The 19,193-nt window shown below is 62.8% G+C and carries 19 protein-coding genes; 15 read left to right on the top strand and 4 right to left on the bottom strand.

Annotated features, from left to right (window positions below):
• Nucleotides 1-47: 47 nt before the first annotated feature.
• The gene (locus C1N62_RS08590) at nucleotides 48-1,502 is read right to left on the bottom strand and encodes an MFS transporter (protein WP_137763239.1); all 1,455 of its coding nucleotides are present in this window, start codon (nucleotides 1,500-1,502) and stop codon (nucleotides 48-50) included.
• A gap of 529 nt (nucleotides 1,503-2,031) precedes the next feature.
• Here C1N62_RS08590 and guaD point away from each other — a divergent pair.
• From guaD to C1N62_RS08550, 8 genes are all read left to right on the top strand, one after another.
• Entirely contained in the window at nucleotides 2,032-3,348 is a 1,317-nt protein-coding gene (gene guaD / locus C1N62_RS08585) for a guanine deaminase (protein WP_137763238.1), read from the top strand.
• 78 nt (nucleotides 3,349-3,426) lie between these two features.
• Nucleotides 3,427-4,056, top strand: a complete 630-nt coding sequence (locus tag C1N62_RS08580; protein WP_137763237.1) for a TetR family transcriptional regulator C-terminal domain-containing protein — start codon at nucleotides 3,427-3,429, stop codon at nucleotides 4,054-4,056.
• Between the two features lie 130 nt (nucleotides 4,057-4,186).
• Nucleotides 4,187-5,623: a xanthine dehydrogenase small subunit gene (gene xdhA / locus C1N62_RS08575; RefSeq protein WP_137763236.1), complete on the top strand. Its 1,437-nt coding sequence runs from the start codon at nucleotides 4,187-4,189 to the stop codon at nucleotides 5,621-5,623.
• Complete coding sequence (gene xdhB / locus C1N62_RS08570; protein ID WP_137763235.1) at nucleotides 5,616-8,009, top strand: xanthine dehydrogenase molybdopterin binding subunit; 2,394 nt, start codon at nucleotides 5,616-5,618, stop codon at nucleotides 8,007-8,009. The genes xdhA and xdhB overlap by 8 nt, the downstream gene beginning before the upstream one ends.
• Entirely contained in the window at nucleotides 7,996-8,793 is a 798-nt protein-coding gene (gene xdhC, locus C1N62_RS08565) for a xanthine dehydrogenase accessory protein XdhC (protein WP_137763234.1), read from the top strand. The genes xdhB and xdhC overlap by 14 nt, the downstream gene beginning before the upstream one ends.
• A gap of 277 nt (nucleotides 8,794-9,070) precedes the next feature.
• On the top strand, nucleotides 9,071-11,206 hold the full coding sequence (dcp, locus tag C1N62_RS08560) for a peptidyl-dipeptidase Dcp (RefSeq protein ID WP_137764959.1): 2,136 nt from the start codon (nucleotides 9,071-9,073) through the stop codon (nucleotides 11,204-11,206).
• A gap of 94 nt (nucleotides 11,207-11,300) precedes the next feature.
• Complete coding sequence (ypfH, locus tag C1N62_RS08555) at nucleotides 11,301-12,008, top strand: esterase (protein WP_137763233.1); 708 nt, start codon at nucleotides 11,301-11,303, stop codon at nucleotides 12,006-12,008.
• 39 nt (nucleotides 12,009-12,047) lie between these two features.
• Nucleotides 12,048-12,248 (top strand): YodC family protein, encoded by a 201-nt coding sequence (locus C1N62_RS08550; protein ID WP_370465554.1) that lies wholly within the window; start codon nucleotides 12,048-12,050, stop codon nucleotides 12,246-12,248.
• On the opposite strand, the gene C1N62_RS08545 is transcribed toward C1N62_RS08550, so the two are convergent.
• The gene (locus tag C1N62_RS08545; RefSeq protein WP_137763232.1) at nucleotides 12,245-13,060 is read right to left on the bottom strand and encodes a sugar phosphate isomerase/epimerase; all 816 of its coding nucleotides are present in this window, start codon (nucleotides 13,058-13,060) and stop codon (nucleotides 12,245-12,247) included. The two genes, C1N62_RS08550 and C1N62_RS08545, sit on opposite strands and share 4 nt — an antisense overlap.
• A gap of 256 nt (nucleotides 13,061-13,316) precedes the next feature.
• Between C1N62_RS08545 and C1N62_RS08540 the strand changes: the two genes are divergently transcribed.
• Nucleotides 13,317-13,964, top strand: coding sequence for a phosphohydrolase (locus C1N62_RS08540; RefSeq protein WP_137763231.1), 648 nt, complete (start codon nucleotides 13,317-13,319; stop codon nucleotides 13,962-13,964).
• Nucleotides 13,965-14,035: 71 nt separating this feature from the next.
• Here C1N62_RS08540 and C1N62_RS08535 read toward each other — a convergent pair whose 3' ends face one another.
• On the bottom strand, nucleotides 14,036-14,914 hold the full coding sequence (locus C1N62_RS08535) for a helix-turn-helix domain-containing protein (RefSeq protein ID WP_137763230.1): 879 nt from the start codon (nucleotides 14,912-14,914) through the stop codon (nucleotides 14,036-14,038).
• A gap of 274 nt (nucleotides 14,915-15,188) precedes the next feature.
• Between C1N62_RS08535 and C1N62_RS08530 the strand changes: the two genes are divergently transcribed.
• From C1N62_RS08530 to C1N62_RS08510, 5 genes are all read left to right on the top strand, one after another.
• Nucleotides 15,189-15,881 carry a GntR family transcriptional regulator gene (locus C1N62_RS08530; protein WP_137763229.1) on the top strand — a complete coding sequence of 231 codons (693 nt, stop codon included), beginning with the start codon at nucleotides 15,189-15,191 and terminating at the stop codon, nucleotides 15,879-15,881.
• A 252-nt stretch (nucleotides 15,882-16,133) separates the two neighbouring features.
• Entirely contained in the window at nucleotides 16,134-16,439 is a 306-nt protein-coding gene (locus tag C1N62_RS08525) for a hypothetical protein (protein ID WP_137763228.1), read from the top strand.
• Nucleotides 16,436-16,834, top strand: coding sequence for a hypothetical protein (locus C1N62_RS08520; RefSeq protein ID WP_137763227.1), 399 nt, complete (start codon nucleotides 16,436-16,438; stop codon nucleotides 16,832-16,834). The genes C1N62_RS08525 and C1N62_RS08520 overlap by 4 nt, the downstream gene beginning before the upstream one ends.
• Nucleotides 16,835-16,889: 55 nt before the next feature.
• Nucleotides 16,890-17,183, top strand: coding sequence for a type VI secretion system tube protein TssD (gene tssD, locus C1N62_RS08515; protein WP_137763226.1), 294 nt, complete (start codon nucleotides 16,890-16,892; stop codon nucleotides 17,181-17,183).
• A 102-nt stretch (nucleotides 17,184-17,285) separates the two neighbouring features.
• A complete protein-coding gene (locus C1N62_RS08510; protein ID WP_137763225.1) occupies nucleotides 17,286-17,936 on the top strand; it encodes an SDR family oxidoreductase in 651 nt (216 codons plus the stop codon).
• Nucleotides 17,937-17,983: 47 nt separating this feature from the next.
• Here C1N62_RS08510 and C1N62_RS08505 read toward each other — a convergent pair whose 3' ends face one another.
• The gene (locus C1N62_RS08505; protein WP_137763224.1) at nucleotides 17,984-18,196 is read right to left on the bottom strand and encodes a hypothetical protein; all 213 of its coding nucleotides are present in this window, start codon (nucleotides 18,194-18,196) and stop codon (nucleotides 17,984-17,986) included.
• 485 nt (nucleotides 18,197-18,681) lie between these two features.
• Here C1N62_RS08505 and C1N62_RS08500 point away from each other — a divergent pair, with 485 nt between their 5' ends.
• Nucleotides 18,682-19,134, top strand: a complete 453-nt coding sequence (locus tag C1N62_RS08500; RefSeq protein ID WP_137763223.1) for a nuclear transport factor 2 family protein — start codon at nucleotides 18,682-18,684, stop codon at nucleotides 19,132-19,134.
• Nucleotides 19,135-19,193: the final 59 nt, after the last annotated feature.

The raw sequence follows: 19,193 nt of genomic DNA, 5'->3' as shown, positions 1-19,193 counted from the left end.
CCTTGGCAGGCAACGTCTCATCATACCCGCTACAGGGCGCGTACGGCTTATTTGGAGGCCGGGGTGTTGCACGGGTTTTTGGTCTCCCCGGCGCTGGCCTCCTGCAATTTTTTCTGTCGCACCTCATTCCCGGCGGCCGGGCTGAGGGTAAAGGCATCCGCCACCGCCAACAGTGCCAGCAGGCCAATCACCATAAAGGCGAAGTGGAAGGCGGTCAACGCCTCTCCGGTGGCGGCGGGCGTCAGCCACTCGCCGCTGCGCAGCGCCAGCGCGCCGATGGCGATCCCCAGCCCACTGCCGAGCTGTTGCGCCATATTCAGCAGGGTATTGGCCCCGCTCATGTGCGGCTGCGGCACTTCGGCGAAGGCCAGGGTATTGAGCGCGGTGAACTGCATTGAGCGCGTCAGGCCGCTGACGAACAGCAGCAGCACCACCAGCAGCGTCGGCGTCTCCGGTGTCAGCAGCGCGCAGGCAAAGATGGTCAGGGCGTTGAGCGTGCCATTGACCCACAGGGTGGTGCGGAACGGGAAGCGGTAAAGAATGGCAGAGGTAAAGGGCTTCATCGCCAGATTGCCAGCAAATACCGCCAGCACCAGCAGCCCGGCGCTAAAGGCGCTCATGCCAAAGGCCAGCTGGAACATCAGCGGCAGCAGGAAGGGCACCGCGCCAATCGCGATGCGGAACAGGGTGCCGCCGTACAGTGTGACAGCGTAACTTTTCAACCGCAGCGCCCACAGATCGAGCAGCGGGAAGGGCGCGCTACGGGCGTGGCGCACCGCCAGTACTCCCAGCAACGCACTGCCCGCCAGACAGGCCACCGGCAGCCACAGCCGCTCGGCAGCGTGGTTGAAGAGATCCAGCCCAAACATCAGCCCAAAGCAGGCCAGCCCGCACAGCATAAAGCCGCGCACATCAAAGGGCACCGAGCGATCGCCCGCCTCGTTGGGCACCAGCCGCAGGCTCAGCCAGAATGCCACCAGCCCGAGCGGCACATTGAGCAGGAAGATCCAGTGCCAGGAGGCGTAGGTGGTAAAGAAGCCGCCGACCGCTGGCCCCAGTATCGGTGCCACCAGCCCCGGCCAGGTGATGGTGGCGATGGCGCGGATCAGCCCTGACTTTGGCGTATTGCGCAGCACCACCAGCCGGCCGACCGGCACCATCAGCGCGCCGGCGAAGCCCTGCACCATGCGGGCGGCGGTAAAGGTCATCAGGCTGGCGCTCAGGGCGCACAGGATCGAAGCGAAGGTAAACAGCAGCAGCGCACAGCTGAACACCCGGCGCGCGCCAAAGCGGTTGGCGATCCAGCCGCTGGCGGGAATAAACACCGTCAGCGTCAGGATATAGGCGGAGACGCCAATGTTCAGGTCAACCGCCCGCACGCCGAACGCCTGTGCCATCTGCGGCAGCGCGGTGACGATCACCGTGGCGTCGAGGTTTTCCATAAAAAAGGCACCGGCAACCAGCAGCGGCAGGGCCAACTCCCCGGACACTCGGCCTCTCATTGCCGCCACCCCGCTAACCACGCCTTGCGTTCACCGGACATAGCACCGCCTTTTATAGAGTGGAAGGGTAAAAAAGAGCCTTGAGCATAGCCGATCCGCCTTTTGCGTCAACCGGTGCACCGCCGCCCATACTGCGCCCCGGCCAGCCCGCGGCAGAGCTTTATTTTTCCACCAGAAAGCCGGCCAGCAAGAGATGCGCCACCGCCAACGGACGGCAGTAAAAATGTGTCGGATTATGCCGAAAAAATTTTAGCCTCCGCCAAAATCTTAATTTCTCATCCTTGCTCACTGATGGTGCAGCATTAAGCGGGCAGCGCGGCCCGCGCCAAATTGCAAACGGTTGCGTTTATGGTTGATTCCCATCCATTGCCCAGCTTGTCTGAAAAGTGCCTCCGGCCGCACCGGCGTTCAGGCAGTTAAAGCTTGTTTTTCAATGAGATGAAAAGAGAAGGGCGGAGGTGGCATAACGCTTGCTGGGGAAAGATGAACCATACTCAACCATGACCATAACAACAAGAAGGGCGTCATCATGAACCAGACTGTCACCCGCGCCATTCGCGGCAACTTTTTTGACCTGACCGGCTGCGCCAGCCGACCCGAAGAGATCGCTGACCGGGTGCGCTATATCGAGGATGGCGCGCTGCTGCTGGAGGAGGGGCGGATTGTCTGGCTCGGCCCGTGGCAGGCGGCGCAGGCGCGGCTGCCAGCCGGCACGCCGGTGGAGGATTACCGCGGGAAACTGATTGTGCCCGGTTTTATCGACACCCACATCCACTACCCGCAGACCGAGATGGTCGGGGCCTATGGCGAGCAGTTGCTGGAGTGGCTGAAGAGCTACACCTTCCCAACGGAGGCGCAGTACCACTGCCCAACGCACTCGGCGGAGATGTCGCGCTTCTTCATCCGCCAATTGCTGGCGAATGGCACCACCACCGCGCTGGTGTTCGGCACCGTCCACCCGCAGTCGGTGGAGGCGCTGTTTACCGAGGCGGACGCCCACCAGATGCGCCTGATCGCTGGCAAGGTGATGATGGATCGCAACGCGCCGGAGGGGTTGCTGGAGGATGCCGACACCAGTTACCAGCAGACGCGTGAACTGATCCGCCGCTGGCATGGGCGCGGGCGGCTTGGCTACGCCCTGACGCCACGCTTTGTGCCGACCTCTTCCCCGGAGTTGCTGACCGCCGTGCGCCGGCTGCGCGAGGAGTTCCCGGATACCTGGGTGCACACCCACCTCAGTGAGAACAGTGATGAAGTGGCGTGGGTGCGCGCGCTCTACCCGGATCATGCCCACTACCTCGGCGTCTACCATGACTACGGGCTGACCGGCAAAAAGAGCGTGTTTGCCCACTGCCTGCATCTGGATGAGCATGAGTGGGCCTGCATGGCGCACACTGGCTCCTCGATTGCTTTCTGTCCCACCTCCAACCTGTTCCTCGGCAGTGGGCTGTTCCGGCTGAAAAAGGCGTGGGAAATGCAGGTGCGGGTGGGCATCGGCAGTGATATCGGCGCGGGCACCACCTTCAGCATCCTCTCGACGCTGGGGGAGGCGTACAAGGTGGGGCAGTTGCAGCAGTACCGGCTGTCGGCCTTTGAGGCGTTCTACCACGCCACGCTGGGCGGCGCACGCGCCCTGCATCTGGAGGAGAAGATCGGGAACTTCGAGCCGGGCAAGGAGGCGGATTTCGTGGTGCTCGACAGCCAGGCGACGCCGCTGCAACGGCTGCGCGCCGCCAACAGCGGCACCCTGGCGGAGAAACTGTTTGTGCTGATGACGCTCGGTGATGATCGCAACATTCACGCCACCTGGGTGAATGGCGCGCCGGTCTATCGCGCCGGTGAATAATCCCCGCTACACTGCCGGCAGGGGTGCGCAGCCGGTTCGCCCCACCATGAGGCAACTTGCAGGGATCACGCACCACCAATGAACAGTGAAACCAATGGCCGTGGGCGGCGCGAGCAGATGCTGGAGGCGATCCGCCACGCGGCCATCAGCGAATTCAGTGAGAAGGGCTTTGCCGGGGCGACCACCCAAGCCATCGCCCAGCGCGCCGGAATGAAAAAGACCCAGCTCCACTACTACATCCAGGGCAAGGAGGAGCTGTATGAGGAGCTGCTGCAACGGGTGCTGGCGGCCTGGGCGGAGATCATCCGCTTCGACGACGCCCTGACCGAGCCGCAGGCGGTGCTCAGCCGCTACATCCGCAACAAGCTGCACTTCTCCTTCACCCAGCCAGCGCTGTCGCGCATCTTCACCAGCGAGGTGCTGGCGGGCGGCCACTATCTGGAAAAGTACTGGCCGCAGGCGCGCGAGAACATCCTGCGCAAGGAGCAGCTGATCAACCAGTGGATTGCGCAGGGGGCGCTACGCCCGCTGGATGCGCGGCTGTTCATCATGCACATCTGGGCGATCACCCAGTACTACGCCGACTTCGCGGTGCAGGTGAAACACATGTACCACGACACCGACGCGGCTCCCGCCACCCAGGAGCACATCATCCGCGAAGTGACCGAACTGGTGCTGCGCGGCTGCCTGCCCACCACGGCCTCCTAGTACCGGCGATTCTGGCACTGAACTTGCTTAGTTAATCAGCATTATTTGACCAGTTGTACAAATCAAATGGTCAGCCATGCTTACTAGGTAAGCGCCGCACAGGCGGCGCACCGTGCCGAGGATCGCCACCATGATTCAATTCCTGCTAAACCAACGCCTGCATACCGAGCAGCTGGACCCCAACACCACGGTGCTGACCTGGCTGCGCCGCAGCCAGCAGCGCTGCGGCACCAAAGAGGGCTGCGCCTCCGGCGACTGTGGTGCCTGTACCGTGGTGCTGGCGGAACCGGCGGGCGACCGGCTGCGCTACCGCACCGCCAACGCCTGCATGACGCTGATGTCCGCGCTGGATGGCAAGCAACTGATCACCGTGGAGGACTTGAAGCAGCGTGACCGCCTGCACCCGGTGCAGCAGGCGATGGTCGATTGCCACGCCTCCCAGTGCGGCTTCTGTACGCCGGGTTTTGTGATGTCGCTGTTTGCGCTGCAAAAGCAGGGGGGCGAACCGAAGGAAGCACTGGCGGGCAACCTCTGCCGCTGCACCGGCTACCGGCCGATTGCTGACGCCGCCGAGCGCGCGATGCGCCCGGCCCAGCGGGCGCTGGAGGATCAGTTTGACCGCGCGGAGGCGCAGACGCTGGCGCAATTGCAGGCGCTGGCCGCTCAGCCCGCTCGCGAGCTGGCATCAAGTGCGGCGCGCTGCGACATGCCCACCTCGCTGGCGGCGCTGGCCGCCGCCTATCAGGCTGACCCGGAAGCGCGGCTGGTGGCGGGCGGCACCGATCTGGTGCTGGAGATCACCCAGCGCAACCGGCGTTTTCCGCGCTTGATTGCGCTGGGGCAGGTGGCGGAACTGCGCGCCATTAGCTGCTCAGCCACCCACCTCTCTCTGGGCGCGGCCGCGTCGCTCACTGATTGCCAGCCAGCGCTGGCGGGCCACTTCCCGGCCTTCGCCGCGCTGCTTGGGCGCTTCGCCTCACAGCAGATCCGCAACCTTGGCACCCTTGGCGGCAGTCTGGCGAACGCCTCACCGATTGGCGATGCCGCCCCGGTGCTGCTGGCGCTCGGCGCGTCGCTGCACCTGCGGCGTGGGGCGGTGGCACGCGTATTGCCGCTGGAGGCGTTCTTCCTTGGCTACCGCCAGACCGCGCTGCAACCCGGCGAATTCATTGAACGCATCGAGATCCCACTGCCGCCCGCCGCGCACCCGCCAGCACTGCGCGTCTATAAAGTCTCGAAACGGCTGGAGGATGACATCTCCACGGTGTGCGCCGCCCTCTGCCTCGACATCCGCGAGGGCATGGTGCAGGGCGCGCGGCTGGCCTACGGCGGCATGGCCGCCACCCCGGCACGGGCGCGCGCCGCCGAACAGGCGCTGGTGGGGCAGCCGTGGCGGGCCGCGACCGTCGAGCTGGCCTGCCGCGCGCTGGCGCAGGACTTCACCCCGATCAGCGATTTCCGCGCTGGCAGTGGCTACCGGTTGCAGGTGGCGCAAAATTTGCTGCGCCGTTACTTCTTCGAACTCGCTGCGCCCCAGCAGCCAATCACGGTGACTGACTATGTCTAAAATCAAACCGGCGATGAGCCAGCAGGAGATGGAGGCGCGCTTCCGCGCCGATCTGAACCGTGGCGTCGGGCGCAGCCACAAGCATGAGAGCGCCGAGAAGCACGTCACCGGCGAGGCGGTCTACATCGATGACCGCCCGGAGTTTCCCCACCAGTTGCACCTTGCGCCGCGGCTGAGCGAGATGGCGCACGCCGAGATTGTGCGCATCGACGTGACGCCGTGCTACGCCTTCCCCGGCGTGGTGCGGGTCTTCACCGCCGAGGATGTGCCGGGCGACAATGACATCGCGCCGCTGACCCACGGCGATCCGCTCTATGCCGAGGGCAAGGTGGAGTACCTCGGCCAGGTGGTGCTGGTGGTGGCGGCAGAGGATCCGCAGGTGGCGCGGCAGGCCGCCGCGGCGGCGGTTGTTGAGTACCGCGCGCTGCCGGCGATTTTTGACGTCCGGCAGGCGCTGGCGCAGGGGCATCTGGTGGAGGAGAGCCACCAGCACCGGCGCGGTGACTCGGCGGCGGCGCTGGCCGCCGCGCCACGTCGCCTGAGCGGTGAGCTGCACATTGGTGGGCAGGAGCACTTCTACCTGGAGACGCAGATCGCCTCGGTGATGCCGGGCGAGGATGGCAGCGTGCTGGTCTATAGCTCGACCCAGAACCCGACCGAGGTGCAGAAACTGGTCGGCTCGGTGCTCAACCTGCCGATGCACAAAGTGGTGATTGACATGCGGCGGATGGGCGGCGGCTTCGGTGGCAAGGAGACGCAGGCCGCCGCCACCGCCTGCCACGCGGCGCTGGCGGCGCGGCTCACCGGCCGGCCCGCCAAGATGCGGCTGGCGCGTGAGGATGACATGCTAATGACCGGCAAACGCCACCCGTTCTATGTGCGCTATGAGGTGGGCTTTGACGACCGTGGCCTGATCCACGGCATCGAAATTGAGTTGGCCGCCAACTGCGGCTACTCGCTCGACCTCTCCGGCTCGATCGTGGATCGGGCGATGTTCCACGCCGACAACGCCTACTATCTGGGCGACGTCACCATCACCGGCCACCGCTGCAAAACCCACCTCGCCTCCAACACCGCCTACCGTGGCTTTGGCGGCCCACAGGGGATGCTGGCGATTGAGAACATCATGGATCACCTCGCGCGCGAAACCGGCCTCGACCCGCTGGCGGTGCGCCGCACCAACTACTACGGCGGGCCGGGGCGCGACGTCACGCCCTACTACCAGACCGTGGAGCAGAACCTGCTGCATGAGATGACCGATGAGCTGGCGCTCAGCGCTGGCTATGCCGCGCGCCGCGCCGAGATCAGCGCCTTCAACGCCGTCAGCCCGGTGCTCAAGCGCGGGCTGGCGCTGACGCCGGTCAAGTTCGGCATCTCCTTCACTGCCAGTTTCCTCAATCAGGGCGGGGCGCTGGTGCTGGTCTACACCGATGGCAGCATCCAGCTCAACCACGGCGGCACGGAGATGGGGCAAGGGCTGAACACCAAGGTGGCGCAGGTGGTGGCCGAGGTGTTCCAGGTAGATATCAGCACCATCCAGGTGACGGCGACTGACACCGGCAAGGTGCCGAACACCTCGCCGACCGCCGCCTCCTCCGGCACCGATCTCAACGGCAAGGCGGCGCAGAATGCCGCCGAGACCATCAAGCAGCGGCTGGTGACGATGCTGATGGCGATCCATCAGGCGCAAGAGGCGGAGATTGTGTTCCGCAACGGCGTGGTGTGCGCCAAAGGCCACTACTACAGCTTCGCCGAGGTGGCGCGGCTGGCGCACTTCCATCAGGTATCGCTGGCCAGCACCGGCTACTACCGCACGCCAAAAATCTTCTACGACCGCAGCAAGGCCGCTGGTCACCCGTTCTACTACTACAGCTACGGCATGGCCTGTGCCGAAGTGGTGATTGACACCCTGACCGGCGAGTACCGGCTGCTGCGCGCCGACCTGCTGCATGACGTCGGCGACTCGCTTAACCCGGCGATAGACATCGGCCAGGTGGAGGGCGGCTTTGTGCAGGGCATGGGCTGGCTCACTTGTGAAGAGCTGGTGTGGGGCGAACAGGGGCAGTTGCTGACGCGCGGCCCGGCCAGCTACAAAATTCCGGCAATGGGCGATGTACCGGCGGATCTGCGCGTCCGGCTGGTGGAGAACCGCAAAAACCCGGAGGAGACGGTGTTCCACTCCAAGGCGGTCGGCGAACCGCCCTTTATGCTCGGCATCGCCGTCTGGTGCGCGCTGAAGGATGCGGTCGCCTCGGTGGCTGATTACCGCCACCAGCCGCCAGTGGATGCCCCGGCCACGCCAGAGCGGGTACTGATGGGCGTGATGGCGATGCAACAGCAGCGTGACAACGTCACGGAAGGGGAGCCAGCCGATGCGACACGATGAGTGGATCACCACCCTAAGCGAACTGCAACGGCGCGGCGAATCCTGCGTGCTGGTGACGGTGGCGGAGCATCTTGGCTCCACGCCGCGTGATAGCGGCAGCAAGATGCTGATCACGGCGGAACGCCACTACCACACCATTGGCGGCGGCAATCTGGAGTTCCGCGCCATCGCCATTGCGCGCGAGCTGTTGCAGGCCGGGCAGGCGGAGAGCCGGCTCGAGCGCTTCCCGCTCGGGGCGCGGCTCGGGCAGTGCTGCGGCGGCAGTGCCACACTGCTGTTTGAGCCACTGCTGCGCCCCCAGCCGCTGGTGGCGGTGTTTGGAGCCGGGCACGTGGGCCGCGCGCTGGTGTCGATCCTCGCGACCCTGCCGTGCCGCATCCGCTGGATCGATGGGCGCGCGGCGGAATTCCCGCCGCCGCTGCCCGGCGTGGAGCAGCGGGTGGCGGAGGAGCCGCTGGATGAGGTGCGGCTGCTGCCGCCGGAGAGCTACATCGTGGTGCTGACCCATGACCACCAGCTCGATCTGGCGCTCAGCGAACAGATTTTGCGGCGCGGCGATTTCCGCTACTTCGGCCTGATTGGCTCGGCCACCAAGCGCAAGCGCTTTGACTACCGCCTCAGCGGCAAGGGGTTCAGCGCGGCGCAGTTGCAGCGGATGCGCTGCCCGGTCGGGCTGCCGGACGTGACGGGCAAACTGCCGGCGGAGATCGCCGTCGCCATCGCCGGTGAGATCATCGCCTGCTACCAGTCCGGCGCGCCCACGCCGCCCACGATTACTGGGTAATGCCTCGCAAAAAACAGCACGCCATTTTGCCGACCGGGGCAATGCCGCCTATGCTCAGGGGGTCGTGAATCAGCAGCTTAGCCGGCGCGTGGCCGGCCCACAGGGAGGCGTCATCCGCATGTCCAGGCCATCTATCCATCTGCCGCGCCGTCGGCTGTCATCCACCTTCTGCCGTCCCGTTTCCCGCTTCCGGCTGGCGCTGCTGGCGCTGGCGGTAAGCTGGGGAACCAGCGCCTTGCCGGCCGGGGCGGCCCCCAGCACACCACAGGAGCCCGCCATGCCAACCGACCAGCCCAGCCCCTCGTCGCCCACCGCCGTGCTGCAACGGCTGGAGAATCCGTTCTTCAGCGCCAGCACGTTGCCGATGGAAGCGCCGCTGTTTGACAAGATCAAAGAGGGCGACTTCCGCCCGGCGCTGCTGGAGGGCATCCGCCAGAAAACCGAGGAGGTGGAGAAGATTGCCAGCAACCCGGACGCGCCCACCTTCGACAACACGCTGGTGGCGCTGGAGCGCAGCGGCGTACTGCTGCGGCGGGTGAACAATGTGTTCAGCGCCATGACCTCCGCCAACACCAGTGACGCCCTGCAAACGCTGGACGAGGAGATCTCGCCCCAGCTGGCGGCGCTGGATGACACCATCAAACTCAACAGCGCGCTGTTCCAGCGCATCGACACCCTCTACCAGCAGCGGGAGAGCCTGTCGCTGGCGCCGGAGGATTTGCGCCTGCTGGAGGTAACGCGCCAATCCTTCGTGCTGGCGGGCGCGCAACTCTCCGATGCGGACAAGGCGCAGCTCAAGCAGCTTAATCAGGAGGCGGCCACCCTCAGCACCCGCTTCACCCAGCGGCTGTTGGCGGCGACCAAGGCCGGGGCGCTGGCGTTGACTGACCCCGCGCAACTGGCGGGGCTGAGCGAGGCGGAGCTGGCCGCGGCAGCGGAGGCGGCCAAGGCGCGTAACCTGGAGGGTCAGTGGGTACTGGTGCTGCAAAACACCACCCAACAGCCGGCGTTGCAGTCGCTGGAGGATCGCGCCACCCGGCAGGCGCTGTTTGAGGCCTCCTGGAACCGCGCGGAGCGGGGCGATGCCAACGACACCCGATTGCTGATCGCCCGGCTGGCGCAGGTGCGCAGCCAGCAGGCGAAGCTGCTCGGCTTCCCGACCTATGCCGCGTGGAAATTGCAGGACCAGATGGCGAAAACCCCGGAGGCGGCGCTGGCGTTCATGCACAACATCGTGCCAGCCGCCACCGACCGGGTGAAACGCGAGGCGCAGGATATTCAGGCGCAGATGGCGAGCCAGCAGCCGGACATGACGCTGGAGGCATGGGACTGGCAGCACTATGCCGAACAGGTGCGCAAGGCCAAATATGATCTGGATGAGAGCCAGATCAAACCCTACTTTGAGCTGGATAACGTGCTGGAGGATGGCGTGTTCTATGCCGCCACGCTGCTCTATGGCATCACCTTCAAGGCGCGCCCGGATCTGCCGGTCTACCACCCGGACGTCAAGGTGTATGAGGTGTTCGACAAGAAGGGCAAGTCGCTGGCGCTGTTCTACACCGACTACTTCAAGCGCGACAACAAGAGCGGCGGCGCGTGGATGAGCAACTTTGTTGACCAGTCAACGCTGCTCGGTACCCGGCCAGTGGTCTACAACGTCGCCAACTTCCCCAAACCGGCGGAGGGACAGCCAGCGTTGCTGGCTTGGGATGACGTGATCACCATGTTCCACGAGTTCGGCCACGCGCTGCACGGCATCTTCGCCGCCCAGCAGTATGTGTCGCTCTCCGGCACCAACACCGCGCGCGACTTCGTGGAGTTCCCCTCCCAGTTCAATGAGCACTGGGCGGACGATCCCAAGGTGTTCAACCACTATGCCCGCCACTACCAGACCAAGAAACCGATGCCGCAGGAGTTGCGCGATAAGATTGAGCGCGCCACCACCTTTAACAAGGGCTATGAGATGACCGAGCTGCTGGCGGCGGCGCTGCTGGACATGCACTGGCACGCGCTGGCGGCTGGCGGGCCGCTGCAAGACGCCGACGCCTTTGAGGCGGCGGCGCTGAAGCAGGATGGGCTGGACATTCCGTATGTGCCGCCGCGCTACCGCTCCAGCTACTTCCAGCACATCTGGGGCAACGGCTACGCGGCGGGCTACTACGCCTACCTCTGGACGCAGATGCTGGCCGATGATGCCTTTGAGGCGTTCAAGGAGCAGGGCGGCCTGACGGCGAAGAACGGCCAGCGCTTCCGCGATCAGGTGCTGTCACGCGGCAACAGTGAGGATCTCGAGCAGCTCTACCGCGACTGGCGCGGCAAAGACCCAGAGATTGGCCCGATGCTCAAGGCGCGTGGCCTGACGCCGGATGAGGAGCCGCCCGCGCCCGCCGCGCCCAACGCCGCTGGCAAGTAGCCGCCACGCGTGAACCCCTGTGTGATGGTCTATCCTTGGGAGAGCAGCCCCGGTTGTGCTACTGCGGCCGGGGCGGCCAGACAGAGGGGTACTTATGCACGTACAGGAATTCTTGCCGGATGAGGCGCATGCTGGCCCGCCACAGCAGCTGATGGTGCTGCTGCACGGGGCAGGTGGCCAACCGGACGATGTGGGCGCGCTGGTGATCATGCTGCGCCAGCACTGGCCAGCGGCGGCCATTGTGGTGCCGGAAGCGCCAGAGATCTTTGACGCGGAGGATGCCGACCCCGGTGGCCGACAGTGGTTCTCCGGCCGCGACATGAGCGAGCATGATCTGGTGGCACGGGTCGGCGCTGCCCTGCCGCCGCTGCTGGACTATATCCGCGAGGCGCAGCGTCGGCTGGCGCTGACCGGCACGCAGACCGCCTTGATTGGCATGGATCAGGGCGCCATCATGGCGCTGGAGGCGAGCGCCCGCGAACATGACATCGCCGGGCGGGTGGTGGCCTTCTCCGGCCGTTTCGCCACCCTGCCAACGCAGGCCGCGCCCGCCGCCACACTGCATCTGCTGCACGGCGGCGCAGACCCGGTCATTGAGGTGCGCCACGCGCAGTCCGCCTTTTCACGGCTGGAGGCGCTGGGCGCGGATGCCACGCTGGACATCGCCTGGGAGGCGGGGCATGAACTGAATGCGGAACTGCTGGCGTGCGCCATCGACCTGTTGCAGAGTTATGTGCCACAGCGCCTGTGGCGTGAGGCGCTGAGCATCGTGCCGCAGGCCACCAGCGGAACCCGGCACTGAGCGGCCAACCCACCACATTTGACCCACGAGGAGATCAGGATGGAAGAGAGCAACATGGCATTTAACGTCGGCGACAGCGTACAGCCGAAGACTGGCGGCCGCAAAATGACCGTCACCGCCGTCAATGGCGATGAGGTGGAGTGCGTCTGGGGCATTCTGGGCGAGGAGGGGGACAAGCGCACCTTTAAGGCGCAGGATCTCTCCCCCTACCATGAAGAGGGTGACTTCGGCGTCTGCTAGGCGCTGATCGAGAGCGCCTGCCAGACGGCGGCGCTGCGGCGGATCTCCGCATCCAGTCGGCGGCGGTCTGCCTCGGTCTGGGGCGGCGTCATCGGCGTCAGGTGCGGCAGCACCAGCTCAATTGCCACGTCGCCGGTGAAGCCAATCTGCCGCAATGCCCGGTACTGGGCGAGGAAGTCGATGTTGCCGCTGCCAATGCCCGCGCGGTTGGAGTCCGAAATGTGGTACACCCCCAGCCGGTCGCCCGCAGCCAGAATGGCCTGCACCGGCGAGGGTTCATTGATGTTCATATGGAAGCTGTCGAGGATCAGGCGGATATTGTCACTGCCGACCGCGTCCAGCAGCGCCAGCCCCTCGCGGGCGGTGTGGATCAGCGGCACCTCATAGTGGTTGCACACCTCATACAGTAACGTTACCCCGCACTCGCGCGCATAGGCATCCACCTCGCGCACACACTCCAGCAGTTGCGCATAGGCCTCCGTTTTGTTGGCGGCCTGCTTAGTCCACTGCGCCAGCCCCTGTAGGGTCAATGTCCCGGCCCCGGTGGCCTGCGCATACTCCACCAGCGTGCGGTAGTGGGCGATCGCCTGCTCTGGCGTCGCCTGTTCCGTCCGGGCGGGCGCGGCGTTGAGCGGATCGATGGCGATTATCTGAATATGGTGCATGGCGGCGGCCTTGCGCACGCGCTCAGCCGGGCAGGCGCGCGGGTCGCCGCAATATTGTACGCCCGGCAGGCGCAGCGTGGCGGCATGGGCCATCATGGCATCGACGTTGTTGACGCCGAGCGGCCAACTTACGGTGGCAAGTCTCATCCTTCACTCCCTTGGCGTTTTACGGCTACACTGTTGATTACGGGTGATATCTCCTGTGCCGTGATCCACCCCAAAAAAACCAAAACTTAATGCAAACAAAAGGTGAAATAAAAAAAGCGTACTGATGCACAGCTTGTAAAACTGTTGTAACGCAACAGGGGGTAAGATGCCAGCGAAGAAGGCCTGCGCTAACCCTTGATTTCACACTGAATTATTCTGCAACATCGGCCGCTTTCCGGGCCGCAAGGAGTAAACGATGGTGATAAGTGAATGGGAAACCCGGTTCCAACACTATATGGCCTCCCGTCCTGAAGCGGACAAGGCTCACGATATCAATCACTTACATCGCGTATGGCAGAACGCGCAGTTAATCATGCAAGGGCTGGAAGCGAACCGCCTGGTTGTGCTGGCCGCCTGTTACTTCCACGATTTTGTCAATCTGCCCAAAAACCACCCGCAGCGCCATCTGGCCTCGACCATGGCCGCGCAAGAGACCCTCAGCCTGTTGCAGGACGACTTCCCCGATTTTCCGCACGAGCTGTATGACGCGGTGGCCCATGCCATCCGTACCCACAGTTTCAGCGCCAACATCCCGCCGCAGACGCTGGAAGCGAAAATCGTGCAGGACGCCGACCGGCTGGACACGCTGGGCGCGATAGGGCTGGCGCGGGTGTTCTATGTCTCTGGCGCGCTGGGGCGCGATCTGGTGGACCCGGATGACCCGCTGGCGGAGCGGCGTGAGCTGGACGACCGGCGCTTCACCCTCGATCACTTCCAGCAAAAGCTGTTGCGGCTGCCCTCAACCATGCAGACCACGGCGGGCCGGGTGCTGGCAGAGAAGCGCTCAATCTTTTTGCAGGGCTATATGGAAACGCTGTGCGCGGAGTTGCGCGGCGCGGCGTGATGGCCCATGCCGACCCGCGGGAGCGGGTCTGGCATCATGGCGCGGGCAGGGCGCCCGGCCCGGTTGCGCGATCAATTCAACGAGAGCATATAGTGGTAGTTCACCTGTGACTGCCCCCACTTGGCATTCACGCCCGTCTCATCCACCTCAATCTGTTCAATCTCCTGGCTGGCCCCCACCTGTTTGCGCAGTTCTGGCAGCACGCTGTCAAACAGGAAGCTGGTCAGCTGGTTCGTCTCCGTCATGGTGCCGGAGAAGCGGATCGACATGTAGCAGCCGCCATCAATCGACACTCGCTGGGCGTCATGGGTGCTGCCGCTGGCGCTCTCCGCCAGGGTAAAGCGCACCGAACTGCCGTCACGCGCCTCATTTTTGCCGCTCATGATGCTGAAGATCGGCGTATTGCGCGTGGGGCCACGGCGGAAGGCGTCACACATCAGCTGGTCACGCATCGCCAAAAAGTGCGACTTGCCCTCGGGCGCGCTGCTGCGGTCAAACAACGTGACGTCGTCACGCAGCCGTTTCAGTTGCAGGTCAGGCACCTTGATGCACTCAATGTTGAGCTGGAACGGATCGCCAAAGCGGAAGTGGGGCGTCAGCAACTCCACATGCCACTCATCGGAGACGCGGTACTGGTGCGGCGTCACGCCAAACCGCTTTTTGAAGGTGCGGGTAAAGGTCTGCTGCGAATCAAAGCTGTAGTGGGTGGCGATGTCGATAATCGAGTCGTTGCTGGTTTTCAGCGCGATCGCGGCCTTCGAGAGGCGGCGGTTGCGCATGTAGGCGGCGATGTTCATGCCGGTCAGCGCGGTGAATTTCCGTTGCAGATGCCATTTCGAGTACCCGGATTTCTGCGCCACTGTCTCAATGCGCGGCGCACTCTCCAGATGCTCTTCAATCCAGTGGATTAATTCGTCAATCAAGGCGCGATCTTTATTATATTCCATCATGGGGGGAGATACTCTTCATTATTGGCACAGAATCCGCGAGGGTTCATTAACCTGAACGATCGGCGTCGGCTCAATTTATTGTTTCGTCCTGACGCTGTCAATTATTAATTTAATGATCGTTATATTAATGATGCCGTTGACGCCGCGACTTTTTTTGCACAGCGTTTGACCGGATTGGCAGGGCTGGGGATAATGCCGGAGATCCGCCGCCAGCGGGGTGGCGGGCACTGCCGTTGATGCAGGCTGGCAGCACGGAACAGGATTACGACAAAAAATGAATAAAACTGCCACAGCCAAACAGCTTGAGGTGAAGCGCATTGTTGACATTTTAGCGCAAGCCATTGCACAGCACCGCCTGCGGCCGGGAACCCGGCTGATTGAGGCCCAGATTGTCGAGGCGCTCGGCGCCAACCGTAACCACGTCCAGGTGGCGCTCCAGCGTCTGGCGATGCAGCGCATCGTCACCATTGAGCCAAACCGTGGCGCGATGGTGGCCCAGCCCAGCGCCCTGGAGGCGCGTGAGATCTTCATCGCCCGGCGCGCCATCGAGCGGGCAGTGGTGGAGGAGATCACGCCAGAGAGGATGCGCTGCCACCGCCAGCAGCTTGAAGAGCACATGCGCCACGAGCAGGCGGCGATTGCTGCCGCCGACCGGCGCGCGATTGTCCGTGAGCTAAGCAACTTCCATCTGGTGCTGGGCGAGGTGAGCGGCAACGCAGTGCTGAAGGAGATCCTCACCAACCTGATGATGCGCAGCTCGCTGATTGTCGCGCTCTACCAGCGCAACGACGTGCCCGCCTGCGCCTCCGGCGAGCATCAGGCGATCCTGGACGCGCTGGAGCAGGGCAACCAGCAGGCCGCCGCCACCGCCATGCTGGCGCACCTGGATGAGCTGGAGGGCCAGCTTGACCTCTCCGATCGCAGCACCGCCGAGATCAACCTGCGTCACGCCCTGACCGGCTTCTGACGCCATTCCCCGGCCCGCAATGGGCCGGGAAGCAGCCATACAGCACGCGCGCCAGAAAGGCGACCCGGTGAATCTGCTGTAATTTTAATATTATCTTTCATCAAAGATAAATTGACAGAAAATAGCTTTTTCGCTGCATATCATCCCCCTCTCCCTTTTGTGAAAAGCATTCCATTTTTAGAAAGTCATTCCCTACTTTCTTAATCTTCTCGGTTATGCTGATTGCCTTGGGTTAAACGGGCAGGGGAAATAATGCAAGAGGGCACGCTTCGGCTATTGACATCCGGCGAGTTGAGGCTGGCGCGTGAATTATTTCATGATGCCATTAATTATGCGAAAGTCTGGATCCATTGCGACAGCTATTTGCCTTTTGGTTTGCAACAACCACAACGGGTCATGGCGCCGAATGGCGAAATCTATTTCAGGTCGTACAACTATTGCGCTGACTTTTCCCTTGCCGATATTGTCAGGCAGCACCTTTTCATGCATGAGATGACACATGTCTGGCAATTCCAAAAGAGCTATAACGTCAGGCTGCATGGCCTGTTCTTCTTATGAAAAGCTTCTTGGAAACTTTCCTTGGTGCACGATTTAACCGAGCACTTTGGGCCATGCTGGGTTCACTGCTGCTGGCTGGGTGTCTGGGCGACCCGGTGCCGTTCCCTGATGCTGGCGAAGTAAAGCATGTTGATGGGCAGATTTGCATGGTGGTAGAGCCAGGTGAAAAAGTGATGCACTACTGGTTGCTCAAGACACCTGGGTATCACGGCGAAAAGTGGCACAGGAACGTCAACTTGTCATGGCCGGACACCTGTTTCTCTACACAGGACATGGAACCCACCGTGCCATATACGCTCTTTTATGTCGTTGGCCGGGGAAATAACCAATCCAAAAGGCGTGTTGATGTGGTGATTGATCATCATCAGCAGGCTGTAACAGTCGATGGGCAATAAAATAATTGCTTATTTTAATAATTAAATTATTAATGAACAAAGTAAGGGGGAGGTAATGGCAATCCCAGCCTATCTTTATCGCGCCTCTTGTATTAACCAAAAATTAAAATCTGCCACGCTAAAATGGTATCAAATTAACCACGCTGGTCAGGAGCAGGCGTTTCTGATTACACAGATGGAAAATGTCGTGGTCATCAATATGCAGGCCACCTTGCCCCATGTACATCACGCTGCTTGCGATCGCCATTCACCGCCCTATGAGAGTTTCTCGCTCATGTATGAACGTATCACCTGGCACTACCTCGAGGGCAATATCCTGTTTAGCGACCAGTGGAGCGAAGGGCATTAGCCTGTCACATCCGCGTCATCTGTGGCCGTTACCCTGCCTCTCCCGGTGGGTGGGTGGTTCTGTGCTAAGGTTAGTGGCACGACCATCAGAGAAGGAGCACGAATGAACAGTGTGGCTATTTTGGGCGCCCACGGCAAAATCGGGCAGCTTGTGGTACAGAACTTGGTGGCGCAGGGCCGCCGGGCGGTGGCGATTGTGCGTAAAGAGGAGCAGGTGGCAGCGCTGCGTGGGCTGGGGGCCGAGCCGATCCTGCTGGATGTGGAGCAGGCGACCGCCGAGCAGCTGGCGACCGCGCTGGAGGGCGTCGATGCGGTGGTGTTCACCGCCGGGGCCGGGGCCGGTTCAGGCGCGGAGCGCAAGCGCACCGTGGACTACGGCGGGGCGGTGAAGCTGATCGCCGCCGCGAAGCTGGCGGGCGTCAGCCGCTACGTCATGGTCTCTGCGATAGGGGCCGATGATCCCTTGCCAGCCGATGTGGATGCGGTGTGGCGCGCCTACGTGGAAGCGAAACGTGACGCCGACCGGGAGCTGCGCATGAGCGGCCTGCAATGGACCATCCTGCGGCCGGGGCCGTTGACGGACGATCCGGGCACCGGGCGCGTGACGCTGGCCGAACGCACCGGTCGCGGCGAAATCCCGCGGGCGGATGTGGCGGCGCTGGTGGTGGCGGCCCTGAATGAGCCAGCCACCATTGGCAAACAGTGGGAGGCGCGCGGCGGGGATACTGTCATTGCCGCGGCCATCCTGGCGTAAAGAGAAGGGCGGCGGGGGCCTCGTCCCGCCGTCAGTTCAGGCCGCAATCAGTCACACTTGGCCAGGGCGTCCCGGTAGGTGAGCATATCGTTAATCGCCTGGTCGATGGAGTGCAGCTTCTCCATCTTGCTGATGCCCTCAGCAAAATGGAGCTTGCCGCCCTCATCCCATGACATGACCCATTTCGGGGCGCTATCGGCAGGTATCGCGCTGCCATAGGCGTTCTCAAACGGCTGTTGCAGTTCGCAGTGGTTATCCATTGAAGACCTCCATTAATACAACGACAGAAGTGGCCGGGCGTCACACGCGGTGGTACGCCAGCGGTGCCGGCTTCCCTGGGGAAGGTCGCGCGAAAGGGCGCGGCAAAGCGGGGGCGGCCAGGTGCCTGTGGCAACGGGCGCAAGATAAGTTTTTGTTATTGCTGGTGCAGGCTCTCAAGGCGCGCAAATGGGGGAGCAATTCAGCACGTGATTCAGGATAACCAACCGCTGATTATTTGCAATAATTATAAATTGATGCAAATCAATAAATAACCTGAATCTTTTTAACCGGCTGCGGTCTATCTCATCAGGACCCTTGCCGAAAGAAGCCACATGGCCGGAAAAGGCCTCCCGCACATCAATGTGCTGCTACATTTGAGAATGTTCTTAATGCCGTTATACGGCGGACAACAACACTTAGCGGTCTACACCATTGTGATTTTGTACAGGAACCGGTGGCGACACTGTTCAGCAGAGGGGGATTTATGACAGAAACTGAACGCCAACATGCGCGCTTCGACGTAATCAAGACCTACTACTCGAAACTGGACGCGCAGGATGCCACGTTGCTGGATCTGTTCAGCGATGATGTCGCATTGTTCTTTCCGAAATATGGTGTCAGCCGGGGCAAGGCCGAACTGGGCAACCTCGGCAAACGGCTGGGTAAAGAGGTGGTGCGCTTTGAGCACGACACCGAGAATTTCCGCTACGTCTGCCACGGCGATACCATGGTGATCGAGGGCGGAGTAAAGGGGGTGATGCAGAACGGCGACCGCTTCCCGGTCGGTGATGACAGCTACCACCTGTTCTGTACCGTGTTTGAGTTCGACGGCGACCTGATCTGCCGGATGCACACCTATATCGATCCCGACTATAACCATCAGGACGCCCGCCGCGTGGCCAACTACAGCCGCAAGGTGCAGGCCACCCGCACCTGATGTTGCCCCTGGCGCCCGGTTGGGGCGTCAGGTTCTCGCCTATTTTATGCCCGTCAGTT

This window comes from Nissabacter sp. SGAir0207 (assembly GCF_005491205.1).
Classification (GTDB): domain Bacteria; phylum Pseudomonadota; class Gammaproteobacteria; order Enterobacterales; family Enterobacteriaceae; genus Chimaeribacter.
This window is presented reverse-complemented; position numbering and strand designations above follow the sequence as displayed.